The organism is Lysinibacillus sphaericus (assembly GCF_005217585.1).
Lineage (GTDB): Bacteria > Bacillota > Bacilli > Bacillales_A > Planococcaceae > Lysinibacillus > Lysinibacillus sphaericus.
Genome location: NZ_SZPT01000002.1, coordinates 310,801 through 333,119 on the forward strand (window position 1 = coordinate 310,801; position 22,319 = coordinate 333,119).

19 protein-coding genes and 1 other annotated feature are annotated in these 22,319 nt (G+C 34.3%); of the genes, 9 read left to right on the forward strand and 10 right to left on the reverse strand.

The window, feature by feature from the left end; translation table 11 throughout:
• The first annotated feature begins 81 nt into the window (after window positions 1–81).
• From FC748_RS07100 to FC748_RS07115, 4 genes are all read left to right on the forward strand, one after another.
• Window positions 82–684, forward strand: a complete 603-nt coding sequence (locus FC748_RS07100; protein ID WP_108030864.1) for a LysE/ArgO family amino acid transporter — start codon at window positions 82–84, stop codon at window positions 682–684.
• A gap of 1,296 nt (window positions 685–1,980) precedes the next feature.
• Window positions 1,981–3,042, forward strand: coding sequence for an arginase family protein (locus tag FC748_RS07105; RefSeq protein ID WP_108030865.1), 1,062 nt, complete (start codon window positions 1,981–1,983; stop codon window positions 3,040–3,042).
• Between the two features lie 2 nt (window positions 3,043–3,044).
• The gene (locus FC748_RS07110) at window positions 3,045–3,992 is read left to right on the forward strand and encodes a hypothetical protein (RefSeq protein WP_025219444.1); all 948 of its coding nucleotides are present in this window, start codon (window positions 3,045–3,047) and stop codon (window positions 3,990–3,992) included.
• A gap of 380 nt (window positions 3,993–4,372) precedes the next feature.
• Window positions 4,373–5,590 (forward strand): MFS transporter, encoded by a 1,218-nt coding sequence (locus FC748_RS07115; protein ID WP_108030866.1) that lies wholly within the window; start codon window positions 4,373–4,375, stop codon window positions 5,588–5,590.
• Between the two features lie 47 nt (window positions 5,591–5,637).
• Here FC748_RS07115 and FC748_RS07120 read toward each other — a convergent pair whose 3' ends face one another.
• The 7 genes from FC748_RS07120 to FC748_RS07150 all read right to left on the reverse strand — a co-directional run bounded on the left by FC748_RS07120 (window position 5,638) and on the right by FC748_RS07150 (window position 10,944).
• A complete protein-coding gene (locus tag FC748_RS07120; protein ID WP_167492647.1) occupies window positions 5,638–6,504 on the reverse strand; it encodes a helix-turn-helix domain-containing protein in 867 nt (288 codons plus the stop codon).
• 748 nt (window positions 6,505–7,252) lie between these two features.
• Entirely contained in the window at window positions 7,253–7,504 is a 252-nt protein-coding gene (locus FC748_RS07125; protein ID WP_108030868.1) for a DUF5915 domain-containing protein, read from the reverse strand.
• Window positions 7,485–7,694, reverse strand: a complete 210-nt coding sequence (locus tag FC748_RS07130; protein ID WP_108030869.1) for a hypothetical protein — start codon at window positions 7,692–7,694, stop codon at window positions 7,485–7,487. The genes FC748_RS07125 and FC748_RS07130 overlap by 20 nt, the downstream gene beginning before the upstream one ends.
• Window positions 7,695–7,748: 54 nt before the next feature.
• Window positions 7,749–7,985, reverse strand: a binding site (T-box leader).
• Between the two features lie 36 nt (window positions 7,986–8,021).
• Window positions 8,022–8,870 (reverse strand): DUF2785 domain-containing protein, encoded by an 849-nt coding sequence (locus tag FC748_RS07135; protein ID WP_108030870.1) that lies wholly within the window; start codon window positions 8,868–8,870, stop codon window positions 8,022–8,024.
• A gap of 108 nt (window positions 8,871–8,978) precedes the next feature.
• On the reverse strand, window positions 8,979–9,926 hold the full coding sequence (locus FC748_RS07140) for a DUF3221 domain-containing protein (RefSeq protein ID WP_024361821.1): 948 nt from the start codon (window positions 9,924–9,926) through the stop codon (window positions 8,979–8,981).
• Window positions 9,919–10,434: a sigma-70 family RNA polymerase sigma factor gene (locus FC748_RS07145; RefSeq protein ID WP_024361822.1), complete on the reverse strand. Its 516-nt coding sequence runs from the start codon at window positions 10,432–10,434 to the stop codon at window positions 9,919–9,921. Before FC748_RS07145 ends, FC748_RS07140 begins: the two co-directional genes overlap by 8 nt.
• Window positions 10,435–10,506: 72 nt before the next feature.
• The gene (locus FC748_RS07150) at window positions 10,507–10,944 is read right to left on the reverse strand and encodes an Lrp/AsnC family transcriptional regulator (RefSeq protein WP_024361823.1); all 438 of its coding nucleotides are present in this window, start codon (window positions 10,942–10,944) and stop codon (window positions 10,507–10,509) included.
• Between the two features lie 141 nt (window positions 10,945–11,085).
• On the opposite strand from FC748_RS07150, the gene FC748_RS07155 reads away from it, so the two are divergent.
• From FC748_RS07155 to FC748_RS07165, 3 genes are all read left to right on the forward strand, one after another.
• Window positions 11,086–11,670 carry a DJ-1/PfpI family protein gene (locus FC748_RS07155; protein WP_108030871.1) on the forward strand — a complete coding sequence of 195 codons (585 nt, stop codon included), beginning with the start codon at window positions 11,086–11,088 and terminating at the stop codon, window positions 11,668–11,670.
• A gap of 196 nt (window positions 11,671–11,866) precedes the next feature.
• Window positions 11,867–12,868 carry a permease gene (locus FC748_RS07160; RefSeq protein ID WP_238600212.1) on the forward strand — a complete coding sequence of 334 codons (1,002 nt, stop codon included), beginning with the start codon at window positions 11,867–11,869 and terminating at the stop codon, window positions 12,866–12,868.
• Between the two features lie 11 nt (window positions 12,869–12,879).
• Window positions 12,880–13,797, forward strand: a complete 918-nt coding sequence (locus FC748_RS07165) for a TIGR03943 family putative permease subunit (RefSeq protein ID WP_025219436.1) — start codon at window positions 12,880–12,882, stop codon at window positions 13,795–13,797.
• Between the two features lie 45 nt (window positions 13,798–13,842).
• Here FC748_RS07165 and acnA read toward each other — a convergent pair whose 3' ends face one another.
• Both acnA and FC748_RS07175 read right to left on the reverse strand, forming a co-directional pair.
• Window positions 13,843–16,548: an aconitate hydratase AcnA gene (acnA, locus tag FC748_RS07170; RefSeq protein WP_024361827.1), complete on the reverse strand. Its 2,706-nt coding sequence runs from the start codon at window positions 16,546–16,548 to the stop codon at window positions 13,843–13,845.
• 330 nt (window positions 16,549–16,878) lie between these two features.
• Window positions 16,879–18,363, reverse strand: a complete 1,485-nt coding sequence (locus FC748_RS07175) for a methyl-accepting chemotaxis protein (RefSeq protein WP_108030872.1) — start codon at window positions 18,361–18,363, stop codon at window positions 16,879–16,881.
• Between the two features lie 137 nt (window positions 18,364–18,500).
• Between FC748_RS07175 and FC748_RS07180 the strand changes: the two genes are divergently transcribed.
• The gene (locus tag FC748_RS07180; protein ID WP_108030873.1) at window positions 18,501–19,463 is read left to right on the forward strand and encodes an MBL fold metallo-hydrolase; all 963 of its coding nucleotides are present in this window, start codon (window positions 18,501–18,503) and stop codon (window positions 19,461–19,463) included.
• Window positions 19,464–19,516: 53 nt separating this feature from the next.
• Here the strand turns inward: FC748_RS07180 and FC748_RS07185 are convergent, their stop codons facing one another.
• Window positions 19,517–21,343, reverse strand: coding sequence for a DNA ligase D (locus tag FC748_RS07185; protein WP_108030968.1), 1,827 nt, complete (start codon window positions 21,341–21,343; stop codon window positions 19,517–19,519).
• A gap of 102 nt (window positions 21,344–21,445) precedes the next feature.
• On the opposite strand from FC748_RS07185, the gene ku reads away from it, so the two are divergent.
• A complete protein-coding gene (gene ku, locus FC748_RS07190) occupies window positions 21,446–22,264 on the forward strand; it encodes a non-homologous end joining protein Ku (protein WP_024361831.1) in 819 nt (272 codons plus the stop codon).
• The last annotated feature ends 55 nt before the right edge of the window (window positions 22,265–22,319 follow it).

Sequence of the window (22,319 nt, forward strand, 5' to 3'; positions counted from 1 at the left end):
GGTGGGTAAAATACCATCCAATTGGTCGTTTTCTTTTAGTTATAGCACAGGTAGAATGTGAATGGAAAGGAGGGATTGTCATTGGAGGCATTTCTGCATGGTATGATTTTAGCATTTGGACTTATTTTACCTTTAGGTGTACAAAACGTCTTCGTTTTTTCACAGGGTGCTACGCAACAACGTTTAATATTAGCCCTACCAGCTGCTATGACAGCGGCACTATGCGATACTTTATTAATTTTGCTTGCTGTTTTTGGTTTATCCGTTATTGTTTTGCAATTTGAATGGCTACGGCTAGTCTTAATGGGCGTCGGAATTGTATTCCTTTTATATATGGGCTATAGCATTTGGCACTCGGATTCGACAACTAGTCAAAAGAGCGAAACGTTGCCCGTTAAAAAACAAGTTTTATTCGCGCTGTCCGTATCCTTATTAAATCCACATGCTATTTTAGATACAATTGGTGTGATTGGCACCAGCGCATTAAAATATAATGGCACAGCACAAGTACTCTTTACTGTTGCATGTGTGCTCATTTCGTGGTTGTGGTTTTTCGGTCTAACATTGGCCGGTGCTTCTTTCAAAAAGCTTGATGGCTCCGGCAAGCTGATGAATTTCTTCAATAAATGTTCAGCAATCTTTATTTGGGCAACTGCTATTTATTTACTGAGTGGATTACTTTAATCTAGTACATAATTTAGAGTTCTTTGATTGATCAACGTTTTGCGTAATGTTTCAAAATCTTTAATTTACAATATATTTATTTACAAATAAATCCAAGTAATAGCTATTCTATATAGCCCCTTTTTGCTCACATTATTAATAAAATAGCTGTAGCGAGTGATAACAAAAATCATTAGCTAACGCAAAGACGGAATCTATATATTGAATTAAAACGTTTATTTTAACAATTAGAAATCTACATATGTGGTGTAAGCTTTGTGAAAATCATCTCAATTTTTTTAAAATTATCTGGCTTATTTATCTAGCGAATTCTAATATATGAAAAAATATTTCTTTTATTTTACTTAATTTTATTAAATTTAAGTATCTTCAACAGCTTTAATAAGAGCTTAGTATTTATTATTTTTCTACATTTAGAGGAAGCTACCCCCTCTTTTCATGTAATTATCTCATTTTTAAAATATTATATTTTTTATAATAGTCTGACTTATCGCTATATACTTAAATTATTATAAGAGGGAGGGGTATAGAAATGAGCAACTTACAACCTATTTCTTCAGAAGAATTAGTAAAGTTTGAAGAAGTTCGTAACGGTGACAAAATTACTGTTATTCGATGCTAGTTTTAAGACACAAAGAACGAATATTATTCGCTCTTTGTGTTTTACTTTACGTTTGAGTTTTGATTAGGAAAAGTAAATTACAAATGATTTTCTTTGAAGGTTGGGGAAAATGATATTATTTTATCTATTTTTATTCTTTATAGTTTTTAATTTATATACGTATTTAAGTCTATATGTTCATGAATTTGGACATTTTATTGCTGCAAAACTTCTTGGAGCAACGCAAACAAGAATTATACTAAATATTAAAAATGTTAACCCTTGTACTACTTTCAGTTTTGGAAGGAAAATAAGCAATTTTGAAAATTGCATTATAACGCTCTCTGGGGTCATATTGCAACTAACGCTTTCCATACTGATTTTGTTACAAAACTATAGCTTATTCATAAAAATAGTTGCAGTTATTCATATACCGGCAATTTTAATTAATATTTTGCCTTTAAAACCGTTAGACGGATATTATTTATTGCCACTATTGAAAAATATAAAAGGTTCTATTATTTTCTTTTATTTGCTATTTATTTTATCTATCCTTATATCAATCTACCTCACATGGCAATATTTATTTTTACTATTCGATAGTTCATTCAATAATACATTAATTATTATGATATTACCCGCGCTAATACTATATAAAATTTTCAGAAAAATAAGTAAATATAGGAGGGTTGAATATGGAAATAACTCATAAAAAATATAAAGTAAGATATGGTAATTCCAAAATTCTTTTAACAAACGAGAACAACTCCTTATTTTGGGAATCTGAAATTTGCCATACAGAAAATACAGAAAAAGAAGAAAGGAATTTCTTTACCGCCACGGATAAAGCCTTCTTTTCCTACCCATTAAAAAAATTAGGGAATGTTCATTTATTTGGAATCCCTTTTAATAAAGGTTCTAATAAAAGTAATTCAAAAGTGAAAAATTTTGCTGCTGCTTTAAGGGAATCGAGCCTACGACTTCCAATATATTTAGATGAATATAATGAACAAACTTCAGGTATTTATGATTATTTAAGAGATAAATATTTGATGAAAAATTGTTTGTTAGTCGATCATGGTGATTTATCAATAGTCAACGATAGTTTAGAAGAAACTAATCACCAAATATTTCAAGTATTGAACTACATAGAACCTCAAAAAACAAAATTTTGTGTAGTAGGTGGAGATCATTCAATCACATATACTCTTGTAAAAAATCTAACAAAGATATTATTGAAAAGAATGCTTATTATTCAATTTGATGCTCATCATGACTGCGGATCGGATATTTTAAAAATGGATAAAGAGATTTGTCATAGCAATTTTGTTCTTTTTTTATTACAAGAGGAAATGATTGCTGGAATCATTCAAATAGGTGTTAGAGGGCTTAGATCATTAGGGCAATATTATAATCATCCTAAACTTTTTCAACTCAATTTTACTGATATAGATAAGCTTCATTCAATTGTATCTGAATTATTAAATACTGGCGATGAAATAATTGGGTATGTTTCATTCGATGTTGATGTATTAGAACCTAGAGATTTCCCTTTAGTAGATTTTCCAAAAATTGAAGGACCAAAATTACAAGAAGTTATCAATATGATACAGGAAATTTTTAAAATTGTACCTTCCATAAAAGCAGTAGATATAGTCGAAGGACAATCAGGTGGTGAGCCTGAACAATATGATTCGGTTCTTCATATTTTATTATATTTACTGGATGAATTAACTAAAAATGGAGGTGAAAAGTAGTCATGTTAAAAAGTGAAGATCAAATTCAACATGATTGTATGCTGAAATTAAGTGAGGAATCGATATATGGTTCTGATTTTGATAATTTTATAGCATTAGTAAATTTATCAAAAGAACTACAACCTTTATTACAATATGATAAATTAAAAATAATACAAGTATGGGAAAAGTATCGCTTTAATAATGAAGTACAAAACTACTTAAGACAGGAGCCATTTGCTTTTTCGGGATTCAAGGAAAAAATAGGTATGGAGAATATTATTTCTTGCTTTGAAAAAGGCGGTATTTTTGCTACTTTTCATTTTGGCCATTACCGTCATGTGCCTCTTGAGTTAACAAAATCTTTGAATAAAGGTAACAATTTTTCATTGGATATTGTAGTAGACAGAGAATCTTATGATAGTGAATTAGAATTAACAAAGTGGAATGAAATTAAGCAAGAGAATAATATAAGTTACATAATAGCAGAGGAAAATATAAGTGGCTTAAAGTTGCTTCGCTTACTTAAACAAGGAGGCTCATTTCTATTATATTTGGATGGAAATACAGGAGCTGGTGAAGATTCAAAACCAATTGAAGTTCAACACATTACATCATTAATAAGGTTAAGAAGCGGTATTTTCCGATTGCTGCTGTTAACTAAAAAGCCACTGTGTCTTGTAATGGCAGATTTAAATTCGGATGGAGAACCTCGTTTGAAAGCTGAGAATCTAAGATACTTTAGAAAAGAGAACTTTGAGCAATCTGTAAATGAAATTTACACGATTTTTAGAAACACACTAATCAATCATCCTGAATTATGGAGGTTTTGGTATAGACATCATCTTTTTGTGAATAGTTGGATAGAAATAAACAATTCAATGACAAATAGTCCATCGATTGATTGGCGAAGTAATAATGGCTTAGGATTAGATATAACTACAGGAAATGTATACAAGTTAGATTATTAAACAGCAGATTATCTTAACTTAATTCAGCTAGTCAAATCTGTTCAGCATGTGGATACAAAGACAGCAAGAAACCGTCGAAATTCTAGAATGGACTTGTCCTATTTGTCATGCATATCATGCGATATAGAAGCAAGTATCTATATTCTGACTGAGGTCTAAGAATGAGAGCCATTTGCTTAGCTAGAAATAGATACCATAGGAACTACGGAATAGCTTAGGAAATAATAGACACCACTGCAAGTAAAGACACACTTGCAAGTATGCTCTATCCCCAAGAAACGTCCACTTCAAGCGTTAAGAATTGTTATGTTTAACTGAGTGGTGAGTAGTTTACAAAGTAAAGATGACCAACCAGTAATCATTTGCCTAGGGGGACTACTATGTTTAAAAATCATAATTTTGTTTTACTGTTTTTCTCTCGTTTTTTTAGTGTATTTGCAGATGCTATGTTATTTATAATTCTATTATCTATGTTAGGCAATTTTGGTATTCGCGCTATCGGACTTTCAATTTTCTTTATTTTTTCTACACTTCCAGCAATAATATTTTCTTTGCCAGCGGGGGCAATTATTGAAAGAAAATACCTTCAAAAAGTCATGAGTTTTACTGACATAATACGATTTGTTTTAGTTGGATGTCTAGCATTAATTAACACAATTCATTTAACACCTGCTACCATTTATATATTTGTCTTTGCCATTGTCTTGTGTAATATATTTTACATCCCGGCCAATTCTTCTCTATTGCCCAAAATTGTTAAGAAGGAATATTTAGCAAATGCAAATAGTTATATCCAAATCACAATGCTCTTTGCAAAAATAGGTTCTTATAGCGTGGGGGCGTGGTCGATTAAAAGTGGATTGAGTTATTCTAGTTTGCTACTTATCGTTGGCTCATTTTACATTATTTCGATGATTATGATTTTAGCAGTAAAGCCATATCACAAAAATTTATCAACCAACGAACCAAAAACTATTATACAGGACGTAAAAGCTGGATTAGCTTATATTAAAATAAATAAATTATATAGTAAGCTGTTTCAAATATTTGGTGCAGCATGGTTAGTTGGTTCGTCAGTGGATCTTTATTTAATATCGTATTTAGTGGAAGTATTGGAACGACCACATGAAGATTTATATATAATTACCACATATAGTTTGATTGGAATTGGTTTAGGATCTTTCATATCGCCTTACTTATACAAACGAATTAATCCTAAAATAGGGCTTTATGCTTCAAGTCTATTCTTTGGTATTATTATCGCTTTATTCTCATTGAAATTACCATTGGCGGTATTGTTAATAGGATTACTTTTCGGTGGATTTGCACAAGGTTTATTTTTAATTTTTATAAATACGTATTTACAAAGCAATGTAGAAGAGAAATATCTTTCACGAGTATACAGCTTATACCACTTCGTTTACACTGGAGTAAGCTTGCCAGGTTATCTACTTTTCGGATACTTTATTGATCGTATCGGCATAATTAATACAGGTTTTATTATTGCATCCTATTTAATATTAATTGCTTTAGTAACGATTTTCTACTTACCATCTTTACGAAATAAAAAGGAAATCTTAGAAGAAAGGCATTCTTAAAAAAATCCAGCTATCTGTTTTTTTATTGATAGCTGGCTATTATATTATTATTCTTTTTTAAGCCTTTTTATATATGTTTGTAAGTATTCTTCATAATTTAGAGCATGATTCAAGGATTCAACCTTATGCAATATATATATTGATTCTTGAGCAAGTTCAAGACCTTGTTTATATTTTGTATGCATTTTAAATATACCAAAGTAAAAATTTAGAATTGTTTTTTCTAAAATAAAGGTTTCAGGTATATTTTGATTTTTTAATTCATATAAGTATGCTTCGGTTTCTTTCAACTTATTATGCTCCAGACATGTTCTAATAGTATTAAAATAGATATCAAATAAATTACGCTTGTAACTTAACATGTTTTTGAAATATATACTCTTTTTAATGACTTCTGATGATAGCAAAATTACAACATCTATATCCAATAAATGTAACGTATTTCCATAAAGAATTATTTCATATTCTCCCCAGACCTCTACTTGCCATAAATAATCAACGAGTATTTTTAAATTTTCTTGTTTAACTTTGTTGGCAGTAAGGTCCGAAATAATTGCTTCGATCATGATGCTGTTTAATTTATATGACAATACATTAGTTAGTTCAAATTTAAAAATTTCATCATTTCTTAACTTATTCAAAAACTTTAAATCTCCACGTAAATAAGATTCCTTCATGTTTATAATTAATTCTTCAAAATGCTCTACTTTAAATTCATTATTGATATAGATAAATTCTTCAAAACTTACATTAATTCGATTAAGTAACAATAATAACTTAGAAACAGTTATGCCAGTTTCATCTCTTTCAAATTTAGATAAATGAGAAACAGACATTATATCTTTTGCTGTATTATTAAGACTATAACCTTTGTGTAACCGTAACTTGCGAAAAGTATTACCTAAGTTATCCATAAAAATCACCTTTATCATGTATTAAAGTAGAAATTATTGATCAAATTGTCTAAAAAAATAATAATAAAGAAATAGTGAATAAATATTCTTTTGAACCTAATATTAAAGAATTAGCGTTCTTAATCAAAAAAGCAGGTCGTTCAATCAAAGCGCTTATACTAGGGAACCACTTTTCTGAATAGCTTACTTATATTTTCTACTTTTATTAATTTTAAAGACATTCTACCCACCCTCTTTGAAGATAAATATTATTTTTACAAATTAGTATAAAATGCCTTTTACAAGATGAAAAGCGTCTATTTTTTGAATATTTTGTGAACAAAATTGATATATAATATAATTTAACAATAAAGAATATATACATTTTTAAAAGTAATTTATTGTTTGCTGGAGCTGATATCTTGAAAAGATTAATTATAAAAACCCTATTGTGGCAAGCTATCTATTTATCGGTGGAATATTTATAGTCTTAGGTTTTTCTAAAGGTTTAATCTTCTTTCTAATAGGGGCACTTTCTACTGTTGTGGGCATTAAAAAAACAATAAGCTTTCTTAAATAAAGAAAATATCTTAGTACTAAAACATTGTTTAATTTGTAATTATGTCTAAATATAAATAGTAAGAAAAGTCGATTGAAAGGTTTTAGCGCATCCTTTAATTGACTTTTCTTAAACTATATATAATTAGAAAATAAACGTAATCCCCATTTCCCTATCAAACAATTTCTCCTGAATCACATGTTCTCCAAATTACACTTCCCCGAACAAAATGTCATTTAACCATACATTAGCTTTTAATAATGCCGTATACTGTTGGATGATTTTCACTGTTTCAGCATCCGTAGAAATAGAAAGCGAGATATATTGTACAACTGGTAACTGCCATTTTTTGCGGGTTTCTTGAATGGTACGTATTAACTCTCTTATTTGACCCTCCTGAAGTAAGTCTTCTGTTAAATGTGTATCAAGTAAGACACGACATTCATTCTCTTTTGCTAACACATAATGCTCCTTCACTATGGACTCTTTTAACACATGTGTTATTTGCTGTAGGTGGTCCTTCGTAAAATACAAAGGGCTTATTAGCAGAACGATTACTGATGGATGCTTGAAACGTTCGTTCTCCCTCCCATATTTTACGAATTCTTGTTTCCCTTTCTACAGTTGTCTCTTTGTTGTTGTCAACTTGCATGTAAATTCCTCCTATACAGTCGTGTATAAAAGGCATACAAAAACCCCGTCCCAAGTAAGGGACGAGGTTAACCGTGAATACCACCCTAATTCTATTGAAACCCGCTCAATAGCACTTAGCAACGTACAATCATACGTGTTCACTTTAACGGTAGACACCCGAATTAGCTTACTTTATTTAGCTAATCTTCAGAGAGGATCTTCATGAAACATTTGCACACCGACTTCCACCAACATGTCAGCTCTCTGTAGAGCAAAATGTAACACTACTCTTTCTCATCAACGAATTTGTATGCTTTTATTGTGACTCACCTTAACAAACTGGCAATTACTTGTCAACTTTCAGACAATCCGCGATGCTTTGATGAAGGGCCACATATTGAGGACTGTTTGCAGTTTGAATATAAAAACTTTTTAAAAATGATTTCCAGTTAAAGCGTAATATTCGATAGTGCCAGACATCAAGCTGTGCCTTTTGAGCAGACAGCATTTCCGTAGTTTCGCTTAATAATGTAATAATTTCTTGCTCCTGCAAACCTTGTTCTAGCATAGTGAATATAGGTACTAACAACCTTTCATCTTCATAATGAATAAAAGCATAATTTGTTTGTAACATCATTTGCCATAAAGGACGCAAAATATCTAGAAAAGAAGCTGTATTGAATTTAGGGCTTTTCACTAATTCATCTATTACGTCCGAGGCATGTGCTACACTATGCGCCCAGCCTTTATCCGGCACATATCCCCTTACATCTTTTTCAGCTAATAAATACGCGATTAACTTATGTGTTAATTCTTCTATCTTGTTCGCTTCAATAAAATCCGACTCATTATCTTTTGCTAATATTAGTGCAACTAGTAACATTGTAAAGGTTCTTGTAAAAACTGAATCGGATTCGCTCTCTCCAATGCCTTTATCTAGTAAGTCCGTTACACAGTATTGTAAAGTGTCGTTTAATAATGCAGGATGTAGTAAATCTTGTTCTACAATCATTGTATAAAAGCAACCATAGATTAGTCCGTCTCGTAGCTCACTATCAACTGAGCCAATATGCACTAGCATAGACTGTATAAGTTTATTTTGATCTACTTGTTGCCAAGCATTACTGTCATTTAGGAATGCTTGAAGTTCACATTTTAAATCCGCTTCACTAAATAATGTTTCATATAATATCATATGTAGTAATTTCTCCTTATGTTTAGAATACATACAATTAATAACATTAATTGTACCTTAATCCATAAGAAAAAACAGCTTATCATGATAAGCTGTTTCCAAATGGTGCTAGTCTGAGATTTCAATCTTCTCCAAATCCGCAACAAAATCATATTGATTTAATGGTTCTTGCCAATTGTACGTGACAGTTACACTTTGTCCAATTGCAATTTTATCCTGTACTTCCTGAAGTGGAAACCAGACTCCATTCGTGTGTTTAGTAATGATTTCTTCATTCGATAAATGCCCGATTTCCTCTTGTAATGCCCCTGTCACAACTAAAAATCGGTCTTCCTCCATAGCAACGACTGTACCATATTTATACTGTTTAGACATGTTAGGTTTAGACACGTTATATTTGTTCTCTAAATAAGCAATTTGTTGACCATATTTAGCAGTGAAATAATCCATCGCTTCTTTTTTCACTGCAAAGTAAGCCTGCATTTGGTAACTATTTTCGTATTTTTGATAATATTCCTTCATTAGTTCTGCTTGGGCAAACCATTTAAGTGCATTTGCTTTCAGATATTTATCGAAAAATTCATCAAATGTTAGATTGAGTTTTGTTAAACCGTCTTTAAATACTGCACTCTCTTTATATGACTTTTCATATTTTTCTCTTTCCGCTTGCATGTGCTTAGCAATTGCCTTTTCGCTAAATTTGATGTTTTTACTTTCTGCATAGACATAATAAGCATCCAATTCGAATAATGATTGAAAAGTCATATTAATAGATTCTTGGCTTTCATTTGCCTCAATTGCATCTTGGAAAATCATATCATAGTATGTTTCATCTAATATCGGTACAGCATTTGCTGATAACTCGTCCCCATTGTTGACTTGTGTGTATATAAATAACCCTATACATATTGTCAGGATTACAGTATACATACTATACTGCCCGCGTCTTGATTTCATCGGGATAGCACGTTGTTCAATTTGCTTTACTACATTTGTCATCACACGTTTTTTACTTTCTGTTAAATCTCTTATTACTCGTACATCCACTTTACTCATGCAGCAACACCTCCCATTCAATATGCTGTAACTTAGGCTTTAATAATTCACGTCCCCTGCGCAGCCTTGTTTTCACTGTACTGTCAGGGATGCTTAAAAGCTTCGCAATTTCAGCAACAGGCATGTCTTCAAAGTAAAAATAACTTAGTACCTCTCGTTGCTTTAATGGTAGTGAGAATATAGCATTTTCGATTAACGTTTGTTCATCTTGCTGAACGAGCATATCCCTTCTTGAGATTGTCTGCTTGGCAAAAATTTTCTGTTGCACTTGAATTTTGCGATAAGTCCAACTACGTAAATAATCTTTACTTTTGTTCATGACAAGCCTCGATAAATAAGCTTTTAATTCTCCACGTTCTTCATATTTTTGCCGATTGTCATAGAACTTAATAAACACATCCTGAACAATATCCTCTGCTTCTTGTAGGTCCTTTACATAATAAAAAGCAAGACGAATAAGTCGTTCCGTGTGCTGTTCCATTATTTCTTCTAGTTCCTTTACTTGCAACGTCTCGCGCCCCTTTCTGTACCCTATAAACGGTGCTCAGAAGCGAAAGGTTTGTTTTTTAGGGAATTATTATTATTTTTCATCAAAAAAAGGAAGAACCATCGTTTTTTCTGTTGAAGATAACACAATATTTGTAGAGGGTGTACCATAAGGCATTGCAGCATCAATAAACTGCTCTAATGTTTCGACAGAGTAAGTTGCGAGTTTAACAATATAACTAATTTCACCAGCTACTCGGTAACATGCCAAAACATCTGGATGGGCATTACAAAAGTCTGACAGGCTTTTACAGTCAATGGACTTAAACAAGACAATCGCTTGAATGGAGCGATCCATTTTCTTAAGATTTACTTTCGTTGTATAGCCTTCAATACTGCCCTGTTCTTCTAGTTTTTTAACGCGTTCGATAACAGCTGGTGAAGATAAATGAACGATTGTCGCTAGCTCCTTCATTGAGATTTTCGCGTTTAATTGTAATTGGCGTAAAATTTCTGTATCGATATTGTCCATTAGAATCCACCTTTTTTTATTAATTGTTTTTTAATTAATTCCTTTCGTTATAAGGAAAATAGACTTGATTACATTATATAACTTCTGTTATTCAGTTACTCCATTTATTACAATTAAAGCAATAAAGGAGGCATCAACCATATGAAAAAAATCTTACTACTTTTAGCAAATGGCTTTGAAGCGGTAGAAGCAAGTGTCTTTACAGATGTGCTAGGCTGGAACAAATGGGAGGGAGATGGCACAACAGAGGTTGTTACAGTAGGATTACATAACAAATTACAATGTACATGGAATTTTCAAGTTACGCCCGAAAAATTATTGCATGAAATTACACTCGAGGACTTTGATGCACTCGCCATTCCTGGAGGTTTTGAAGAAGCGGGTTTTTATGATGATGCTTTTAGTGAAGCATTTCAACAAGTTATCCGCCATTTTAACGAACATAAAAAGCCCATTGCGACGATTTGTGTAGCATCGCTCGCTTTAGGACATAGTGGCATTTTACAAAATAAGATGTCAACTACTTACAATCACCCAACAAGTAAACGATTAGGTCAGTTACAATCCTATGGAGTAGAAGTTATCAACGAACGGATTGTTCGCACAGAACACATTATTACCTCTTCAAATCCAGGCACTGCGTTCGATGTCGCCTTTCACTTACTCGAAATGCTTACATCTACTCCAAATACATTAAAAGTAAAAGAACTAATGGGATTTAAATAATCATTTTTACGAAATAGGATCAGCTTATATTGCTTTCGTCCATTCACTGTGCGAAGCCATATAAGAAGGTCCTATTTATTTTATATGACGAGTTATATTAAAAGCTATGTAAACATAACTTACTGTAAAGCGTAACGATTATCATTTATAAAATAATCGTTACTACCCGATTAAGTCAAAGAATTAGGAGGCAAATGTGAATCGTCCACTTTCCAAACAATTATTAAATGCTCGATTTTTTCTGTTGCTCATGATTATTTTGTTTCTAACCCCATCTTTTTTTCCTAGTAGTGCCTGGCTCTTTTCTTTCGCAACGCCACTATTAAATCTCAATACTATATTTTTGAGTATTTTAATAGAAGCTTTACCATTTGTTTTAATTGGGGTTCTAATCGCTGGGTTTATTCAAATTTTTATTACGGAGCAACATATTCAAAAGTGTATTCCAAAAAATAAATTTTTGGCAATTATCATGAGCTGTGTCGTTGGTGCACTATTCCCCGCCTGTGAGTGCGGAATAGTACCCATTGTAAGAAGACTTGTATCAAAGGGGGTACCTATCCATGCCGCAATGGGTTTTATGTTAACGGGGCCTCTTATAAATCCTATTGTCATTATTTCTACATATATGGCTTTCGGTAATGATCTAAAAATTGCAGGGTTGCGCATGATATTAGGCTTTATCATAGCCATTATCGTCGCACTGCTTATTAGTATGCTGTTTACTGGAACACAATTTAAAAAGAGTATTCGAACTAATCATGCGCAGCATGGTACAGCAAAACTATCATTCTTTAAAAAATGTTCAAACATGGTCAATCACTCGATTGATGAGTTTTTTGATATGGGCAAATATTTAATCATAGGAGCTTTTTTAGCAGCTTTTGTGCAAACCTTTGTATCTACTAAAACGCTTGTAGACATAGGCGATCATTTTACATCTTCTATGATAGTCATGATGCTGTTAGCCTATATCCTTTCGTTATGTTCCGAAGCAGACGCCTTTATAGGTGCATCTTTTAGCTCTATTTTTCCAACGCCATCAATACTTGCTTTCTTAATTTTTGGACCTATGATTGATTTTAAAAACACGATTATGATGTTGGGCGTATTTCGATTGAAATTTGTCCTATCCGTACTAACAATCGTGTTTCTCGTTATCTTTTTTATAATATGGCTAATCGCACCTTTTCTTTAAGGAGGCAACTAATGAAATTTCACTTGCAACAAGCTGTAAAGGCCGTTATTTTATGTGCTTTCTCTGTTATGATTTTCAATTTACATGCAACTGGTGAAATAACGAAATTAATTAACCCAAAATATGAGATGTTAAGTAAAACCGTAGCGATTATATTTTTAGTACTGTTTGTAGCCCAATTAAAAAGAATTTTCTCTTTTTCTAATCATCGCAATCATAACGAGTTATGCGAGTGTTGCGCACATAACTTAGTCAACCCACCGTTTAATTGGAAAAGAGTATTATCGTATCTCATTTTAGTTGTTCCATTGTTTACTGGATTTACATTGCCTACAAAATTTTTAGATGCATCCATAGCGCAAAAAAAAGGCGCGACGCTAATGATGACCAATCAATCTCAAGCCTCAAAAAAAGATGAAGTGGCAAGTCGTAACGAAGTCAATAACGATGGTTTGTTGGTAGATCATCCTATTGATCCAAAACTATTAGAAGAAAAACAGGAAATGTCAAAAAAAGAATACGACCTTTTAAAGCAACAACTGGCCCAAAATCCAATTGTCGAGATGACAAATTATATATTCTCAGTATATTACGAGGATATTAATAATAATTTATCACAATATCAAGGCAAAAAAATACGACTAAGTGGTTTTGTGTTAAAAGAAACTGATTTACTAGAAAATCAATTCGTCATTTCCCGATTTTTAATTACGCATTGTGTTGCTGATGCAAGCATTATTGGATTTCTAACGGAAATGCCCGAAGCTGCGAGCTTACAAGAAGATAGCTGGATTGAGGCTGAAGGCACAATTGATATTGGTTACTATAATGGTGTTGAACTCCCTATCATTCGAATCGAACAATGGAAAAACATACAGGAGCCTGCTGAACCGTATATCTATCCAATTGACATTCTCATTAGTATGTAAAATAAAAAAAACCGACCTCCTAAGAGATCGGTTTTACTAAAATAATTATTCAGCAGCTTTCGCGCGAAGAACCATTTGTAGGATACCACCGTGACGGTAGTAGTCTACTTCTACTTCTGAGTCGAAACGAGCTAAAGCTTGGAAAGTTTTAACTGTACCGTCTTCAGATTTAGCAGTAACTGTTAAGATATCACGTGGTTTTACATTGTCAGTAATGTTTACAGAGATTTCTTCTTTACCAGTTAAACCTAGAGAATCAGCAGATTCGCCGTTTAAGTATTGTAAAGGAAGAACACCCATCATTACTAAGTTTGAACGGTGGATACGCTCGTAAGATTGTGCGATAACAGTTTTCACGCCAAGTAGGAATGTACCTTTCGCAGCCCAGTCACGAGAAGAACCCATACCATAGTCGTTACCAGCAAGTACTACTAAGCCAGTACCTTGCTCTTGGTATTTCATACATGCGTCATAGATGTACTCTACTTCGCCTGTTGGCCAGTAAGTAGTGAAACCACCTTCTGTACCAGGAGCTACTTGGTTACGGATACGGATGTTTGCAAATGTACCACGCATCATAACTTCGTGGTTACCACGACGAGAACCGTATGAGTTGAAGTCACGGATTGCAACACCGTTTTCGATTAAATATTTACCTGCAGGTGTATCTTTACCGATTGCACCAGCTGGAGAAATATGGTCAGTTGTAATTGAGTCACCGAACTTCGCCATAATGCGTAAGCCGTCTAAGCCTTTGATAGCCTCTGGCTCTTTTGCAAGACCTTGGAAGAATGGTGGGTTTTGGATGTAAGTTGATTTGTCATCAAATGTGTATAGAGACTCAGTTGATGTTTCAATTGCATTCCATTTTTCGTTTGCTGTGAATACAGTTTCGTATTCTTTTTGGAATAATTCACGGTTAACTACAGTACCTAATACAGCGTTAACTTCTTCAGTTGAAGGCCAGATATCAGCGAAGAATACTTCGTTTCCATCTTTGTCTTTACCGAATGAATCTTTTTGTAGGTCGATATCCACAGTACCAGCAAGTGCGTAAGCTACAACAAGTGGTGGTGAAGCTAAGTAGTTCGCTTTTACAAGTGGGTGTACACGGCCTTCGAAGTTACGGTTACCAGAAAGAACAGACGTTACGAATAAGTCGTTCGCTTTGATAGCTTCTTCGATTTCAGGAAGTAATGGACCTGAGTTACCGATACATGTTGTACAACCGTAACCTACAGTGTTGAAACCGATTTGGTCAAGGTATGTTTGTAAACCTGAATCTTCAAGGTAACCAGTTACAACTTTAGAACCTGGTGCTAAAGAAGTTTTCACCCATTTTGGTACAGTTAGACCTTTTTCTACAGCTTTTTTCGCAACTAAACCAGCAGCGATTAAAACGTATGGGTTAGATGTATTTGTACAAGAAGTGATAGCAGCGATTGCTACAGCACCTGTTGGAATTTCTACATCACCTTCAGCAAATTTAGCTACAGAAGTTTTTTCGAATTCATCTTCAGTTAAACCGAAACCTTGAGTTCCTTGTGGAGCCACTACTGCTTCTTTGTAACGAGAACGCATTTGAGATAGTGGAATTAAGTCTTGTGGACGTTTAGGACCAGAAAGGTTTGGTTCGATTTCAGCTAAGTTTACTTCTAATACGTCAGTATAAACTGGCTCTAATGCTGGATCAAAGAACATGTGGTTCGCTTTTAAGTAAGCTTCAACAACCGCGATGTGCTCTTCGTCACGACCAGTTAAACGCATGTAGTTTAATGATTCTTCGTCAATAGCGAAGTAACCACAAGTAGCACCATATTCAGGAGCCATGTTAGAGATTGTTGCACGGTCAGCTAGTGGTAATTTAGATACGCCAGGTCCGAAGAACTCAACGAATTTACCAACTACGCCACGTTGACGTAAAACTTGTGTTACTTTTAATGCTAAGTCAGTAGCAGTCGTTCCGTTTGGAAGATCACCAACTAATTTAACACCGATAACTTCTGGAATTGGGAAGTATGAAGGTTGGCCAAGCATACCAGCTTCAGCTTCGATACCACCAACACCCCATCCAAGAACGCCGATACCGTTGATCATTGTTGTATGTGAGTCAGTACCTACTACTGAGTCTGGGAATGTTTCGAATGTACCGTCAGCATTTTCGTTTACGTGTACAACTGGAGCTAAATACTCTAAGTTTACTTGGTGAACGATACCTGTTGCTGGAGGTACAGCACGGAAGTTATTGTAAGCAGTTTGAGCCCATTTTAAGAAGTTATAACGCTCAGCGTTACGTTCGAATTCAAGGTCCATGTTAGCTTGTAATGCAGATGCATTACCGTATTTGTCAACTTGTACTGAGTGGTCAATTACAAGGTCAACTGGAATAGCAGGGTTGATTTTGTTTGGATCTCCGCCCATTTCTTTCATTGCTGAACGAAGAGATGCAAGGTCAACTACTACTGGTACACCAGTAAAGTCTTGTAATACTACGCGAGAAGGTTTGAATGGTACTTCAGCTTCTGGATCAGCACCGTTACCCCATTTTGCTAATTCGTTTACGTGCTCTTCTTTGATTACGTATGCATCATATTGACGTAAAACTGATTCTAATAATACTTTGATTGAGTAAGGAAGGTTTGAAACTTTTGCAACGCCAGCTTTTTCAATCGCAGCTAAGTCATAGTAATTGTAAGTTTTACCATTAACTTCGAATGATGCGCGGCTGTTGTGTAAATTACCTTGTGCCATTTGCGGATCCCCCTAAATATCTTTTTGAAAAGGCCTATGTAAAGCATCTTTTCTCCACCACCCATAATAACGTATTTATATTCATAAGTAAATTACATTAATATTATCTTTTTCAATAAGTATTTCTTATGACAAGTGATGTCTTTTATTTATTTTACATGAATGAGCGAATTTGTGACGAAAATGACATATTTCGGCCTGTTTTATTTTAGACATTTTTTAAAAAAATATGCACATTTAGTTTGCAACAATAATAAAATTAGTTGTTTACTATAAAAATACAGGCATTGAACCCCCGAAGCACCAAATAATAAAGGAAAATCAATCCATTCAGTTCGATACAGTATCCTTTGTGACCAGAGACTTTAACGCCATACTAAGCTCTTGAATTTGATCGGTTGTACTAGTCATCATTTCAAGCATTTGATGTTCGTCCTCAACCGAAAGTAAAATGGCACTAGTAGAAGCAGCATTTTCCTCCGTCATCTCATTCAACTTTTCAATTTGTTCTTGAATTTTTTCAAATTGCAAAATGGCACTACTTAATTCATTCATACCACTTGTTAAATCCGTATTGGTTATAGCAAAGGTATCCTTTAAAACGTTAAAGAAATGGCTGACATCCTGCAACAGCAATTCACCATATTGTAGTGCTTGTTCTCCATCATTCGAACGTTGTTGAGCTTCCGTTGATTTTTCGAATATTGTTTTAGTTACATTTGTAATGCTAACCGTAATGGCCGCACTTTCTTCTGCCAATTTCCGTACCTCATCAGCAACAACAGCAAATCCCTTTCCTTGTTCGCCTGCTCTAGCAGCTTCAATCGTGGCATTTAATGCAAGTAAGTTTGTCTGTTCTGCTATATGTTGGATGCCTTTCAACAAGTTATCCACTGTGTGCAAACTTTGTTGCAATGCTTGGACGGTCTCGGCAGTTGAACCGATTGCATTGTTCATAACACTCATTTGAGCCATCGCCTCTTGCATTTTGCCCCACCCTGCTAATACTTCCTGTTGGAGATTACTAGATTTCGCTACCGTATCCTGTGATATGGAAAAGGTTTTATTAACAAATTGTACGGATTCCTTCATTGTTCCGTGAATCATTTGTAAACTTGAGGCTTCCTGTTGAATACTAGCCGCGATATCTTCTGTGGCTTGTAATATTTGCTTACTTGACCCCGAAATACTGTGCATAGTTTGTTGAAAACGTGTAATATGCTCATCTAGTCTATAGCTACTTTGTTCAATTTGATTGAAGGTCATCTGTAGTTGAGCGAGCGAAGCTTTTACTTCATTTTGCTGCGCCGCTGCATGTGTAATTAGCTCATTTCCCCATTTTGCCAGTAGAAAGAAAACAATCATAACGCCATTGGTAATGGCTAATAATGTAATGAATACAATAATATCGTTGAAAGGTCCCAAGAGTGATTCCGATTTCACTATATATAAAATCACGAAGCTTACGTTTAGTATGATCCCAAAAAAGATAATCAGTTCCTTTTTAAAGTACAACGCAATAATGGCAATTGTACAAAGCAAAATATAATGCTTGTTCAATGAAAAACTATCTAGTAAAAACAATGTGAAAACGATACTGGAAGGGATCATGCCAAATATAAATCCTTTAATATATGTTTGGATAGGTAAAAAATAATTACATAAAGCGAAAGCAATTACCGCCAGACCAATAAATAAGAACATAATTCCTTTTGTAAGTATCATTGGGCCACAAATAAGAATAGCTAAAATTGAAATGATGGCTAAATTAACACGATGAACTTTCCGTGTATCATAGCGAATATTGACCTCCATTATATTTCTCCCCCTAAAAAATGAATGGACATTCAGTTTGTTTTTCTATTATTATATAGTATAAACATTACTTTTTGTAGACAAAAAAGGTATTTTAGAGAGAATTTAGCTTTTTTAATCAGAAGGGAGATTTTTTAATGGAGAGCGTACAAAAAATAGCACCAAACTTTTTTTGCATTGATACGCACGATTTGAATCGGAAGGAACGCACAAGCGCTTATTTACTTATCGATGAGAAAATTGCGTTGATTGAAACATCTGCAAGTCCTTCCGTGCCCTATATAATAGAAGGTTTAAATGAATTGCAAATTACACTAGATGATATTGACTATGTCATCGTTACACATATTCATTTAGATCATGCAGGCGGGGCTGGTCTTTTTCTTCAAAGTTGCCCGAAAGCAAAATTAGTCGTACATCCCCGTGGTGCTGGGCATATGGTTGACCCAACCCGCCTAATTGCAAGTGCAAAGGCTGTATATGGTGAAGAATTCCAACGCCTCTTTGACCCAATCGTACCGGTTGCGCCTGAACGGATTATGGAAGCTAGGCATGGCGATATTTTATCATTGGGCAATCATCAACTAACTTTTTACCATACAGAAGGTCATGCCAAGCATCACGTATCCATGCATTACTCTGCGACGAATGGAATGTTTGTAGGTGATACAACAGGTGTCTGTTATCCAGAGTTGGCCGATGAAGCAATTGATTTAATTATCCCTTCAACTTCCCCGAATCAGTATGATCCGGATACGATGGAGCAATCGATTCAATTATACGAAAAACTTAACGTTCAGGAATTGTATTTCGGTCATTACGGTGCTTATCAAAATCCAACAGAAGCCTATCGTCAAGTTCGTTACTGGACGCCGTTATTTCTAGTTGAAGGAGAAAAGGCACTAGCTTCACCGGGTACTTTAGCACAGCAAGCTAAATTATTAGATACGAGATTACAAGCACTATTACATCAATATCTACAGCGAAATGGTATTGCAGAAAGCCATCCCGTCTATCAAACACTTCCTTTTGATACAGCAGTATCAGCAATGGGCATTCTTGATTATTTGCAAAAAAACAAACCATCTACTAGCAAATAGATAAAGAATCTGCTCATTTCTCACGATAACTTTGAGAAATGTTGCAGATTCTTTTATTGGTTATTTAAATGCTGAAGCACTGCCTGAAAGTCCTGTTCTTCCCCTATCGCTTGAAAATGGATCAATGGATTACCCACTCGTTTGATTCGCTCTATAACAGCAGGTATCGTAAATTGTTCCGGTGATAGTTTGTCGTTTACTTCATTCCAATGTAGAGGTGTTGCAACTAAGCCCATTTCGTTACCTCTGGTGGAAAACGGCGATATAATGGTTTTCCCTTCCGCATGTTGCACATAATCTAAATACAATCTATCTTTGCGATTTTTCTTTAAACGTTCAATCGTATATAATTCGGGTTTTTGCTCACATAAAAAACGACAGACAAACTCTGTAAAAAGGCGAACTTGTTCATAAGAAAATGTATTGAATGGTAATGGAATATAAACTTGCAAACCTTTGCCACCAGAAGTTTTAACAAAAGACTGTAGTTTAAAATAATCAAATATTTCTTTTAAGTGTAGTGCACCGCTTATGGCAAGTGAAAATGCGTCGACCGAAGGAGGATCTAGGTCAAAAACAATCTCTGTAGGCTTTTCAGTGTCAATCGTTTGAAAAGGGATGTGAAATTCTAATGCAAGTTGGTTCCCTAACCACAACAGTGTTTCAAGATTATTGCATAGGATACTATGATGTTCGCTCATTCTTTCTGTTTCGACAAATGCAGGTAGATGTTCTGGACTGCTTTTTTGATAGAAACTCTCTCCTGGTACCCCATGAGGAAAACGAATTAACGTAATAGGTCGATTTCGTAAAAATGGCAGTATAAAGGGTGATACAAGCTGTAAATAGTACAAATAGTCCTCTTTTGTAATCGCGATAGCAGGCCACACCGGCTTGTTGGGATGCGTGACTGGCACACTATCCGGTATTGGCATAAGCTGGCGTTGCATAAGTTGCCAATTACAGTACTGGTGTTCCATTTCTAATCGAAAGGCATGAAAACGAGGTTCTCTTAACTTACTACCATCAAAGTCGATACATGCGATATCAATACAGATGGATGGTTCTAATTGCCATGTTTCGTTGTTTTGTTGCCCGTTTGCTTGAAAAAATGTAATAAGGGTATTTAACTCGTCCTTTTTCATCCCATGCCTAAAAACAACCACTTCCGTTAGCACACCCTGTCGATGCACACAACCGTGAAAATATCCATTTCCTTTATCAAATTTGTTCACAATCACTGTGACAATTTTCCAATTTTTAATTTTTAGCCAATGTGTTGACCGTACAGCCTCCTGCCATTTACTCGTCTTTTTCTTGGCAATAATACCTTCACCATTATAAATTTTGATGAAATGCCACAAAGTTTGGCTATCTTCAAAAACATCAATTGCTTGTAAACGATGGTTTTCTTCATATTTAATAGCAGTCGGTAGCTTTAACGATGTAAAAAGAGTGTTTAGTTGCTGTTTTCGCGTTTTTAAATAGCGATTCATTTGACTTTCCCCTTGATAGGAAAGTAAATCAAAAACAATATAATGACAAGGAAAGGATGTGGCATGTGCAGCAATCACTTCTTTTTTTTGCATTCTTCCCCGTTGTTGCACGATTGCAAATTCACTTTTATAGTTGTTAATTAAATACACTATTTCTCCGTCAAATACTAACGGTAAAAATTCTTTGATGTGATTATAAAGACTTCTGCAATAATCAATAATTTCCGGAAACAAATGATTTAACACATTGCCATTTCTACTTTTCAAAATAGGCTCTTCATCAGTCCACTGTAATAGACAGCGGAATCCGTCATATTTCCCTTCGTAAAGCCAATCATCTCCTTTTGGCGGCTCATTTACTTCTACTAGTAACATTGGTTTAATCTTGTACACCTACTTTCTTATTTTGTACTGTTGACACTATTTTTATTTAGCATACATAAAACACATCAAATTATTACATAGTAAGAAAAACGAGGTGACAACATGCATACAGTTTGGAAAGGTAGCATTTCATTTGGTCTTGTCAACATACCAGTTAAACTACATGCTGCTACAGAAAATAAAGACATTAAATTACGACAACTTCATAAAGAATGCCATACACCTATTAGCTATAAGAAAGTATGTGAGGGTTGTAATCAAGAAGTAACAGAAGAGAATATTGTAAAGGCATATGAGTATGCAAAAAATAAGTTTGTCGTTCTAGATGAAGAAGAGCTAGAGAACTTGCGTAAAGAAAACGAAGATAAGGCTGTTGAAATTATCGATTTTGTTAAATTAGGCGAAATTGACCCTATCTATTTTGAACGAACTTATTTCTTATCGCCTGATACTACAGGCAGTAAGGCATATGCCCTATTGCGACAAACATTAGAAGAGTCAGGTAAAATTGGCGTTGCTAAAATTATTATTCGTTCGAAGGAACAGCTTGCGATTGTTCGTGTTTATCAAAATGCCCTCGTAATGGAAACAATCCATTTTCCTGACGAAGTTCGTAGTGTGCAAGATGTTCCAAACATCCCAAGCGAGCCAACCATTGTTCAAAAAGAATTAGACGCTGCACTGATGCTAGTTGACCAGTTAACAACGGTATTTAATCCAGAAAAATATACAGATGACTATCGCAATGCTTTAATGGAACTTATCGAAGAAAAGAAAACGACAAATTCAGTATCTGCCAGTGATAAGCGTCCACTACCTGACAACGTTACTGATTTGATGTCAGCACTCCAAGCTTCTTTAGATAAAACAAAAAAACCTACAACAAGAAAAAGAGCAACCAAAACGAAGAAAAATGCGTAATGCGGCGCTCACCAACCATAGAACAAAAGGCATCGAGTATATAAGTTCTCGATGC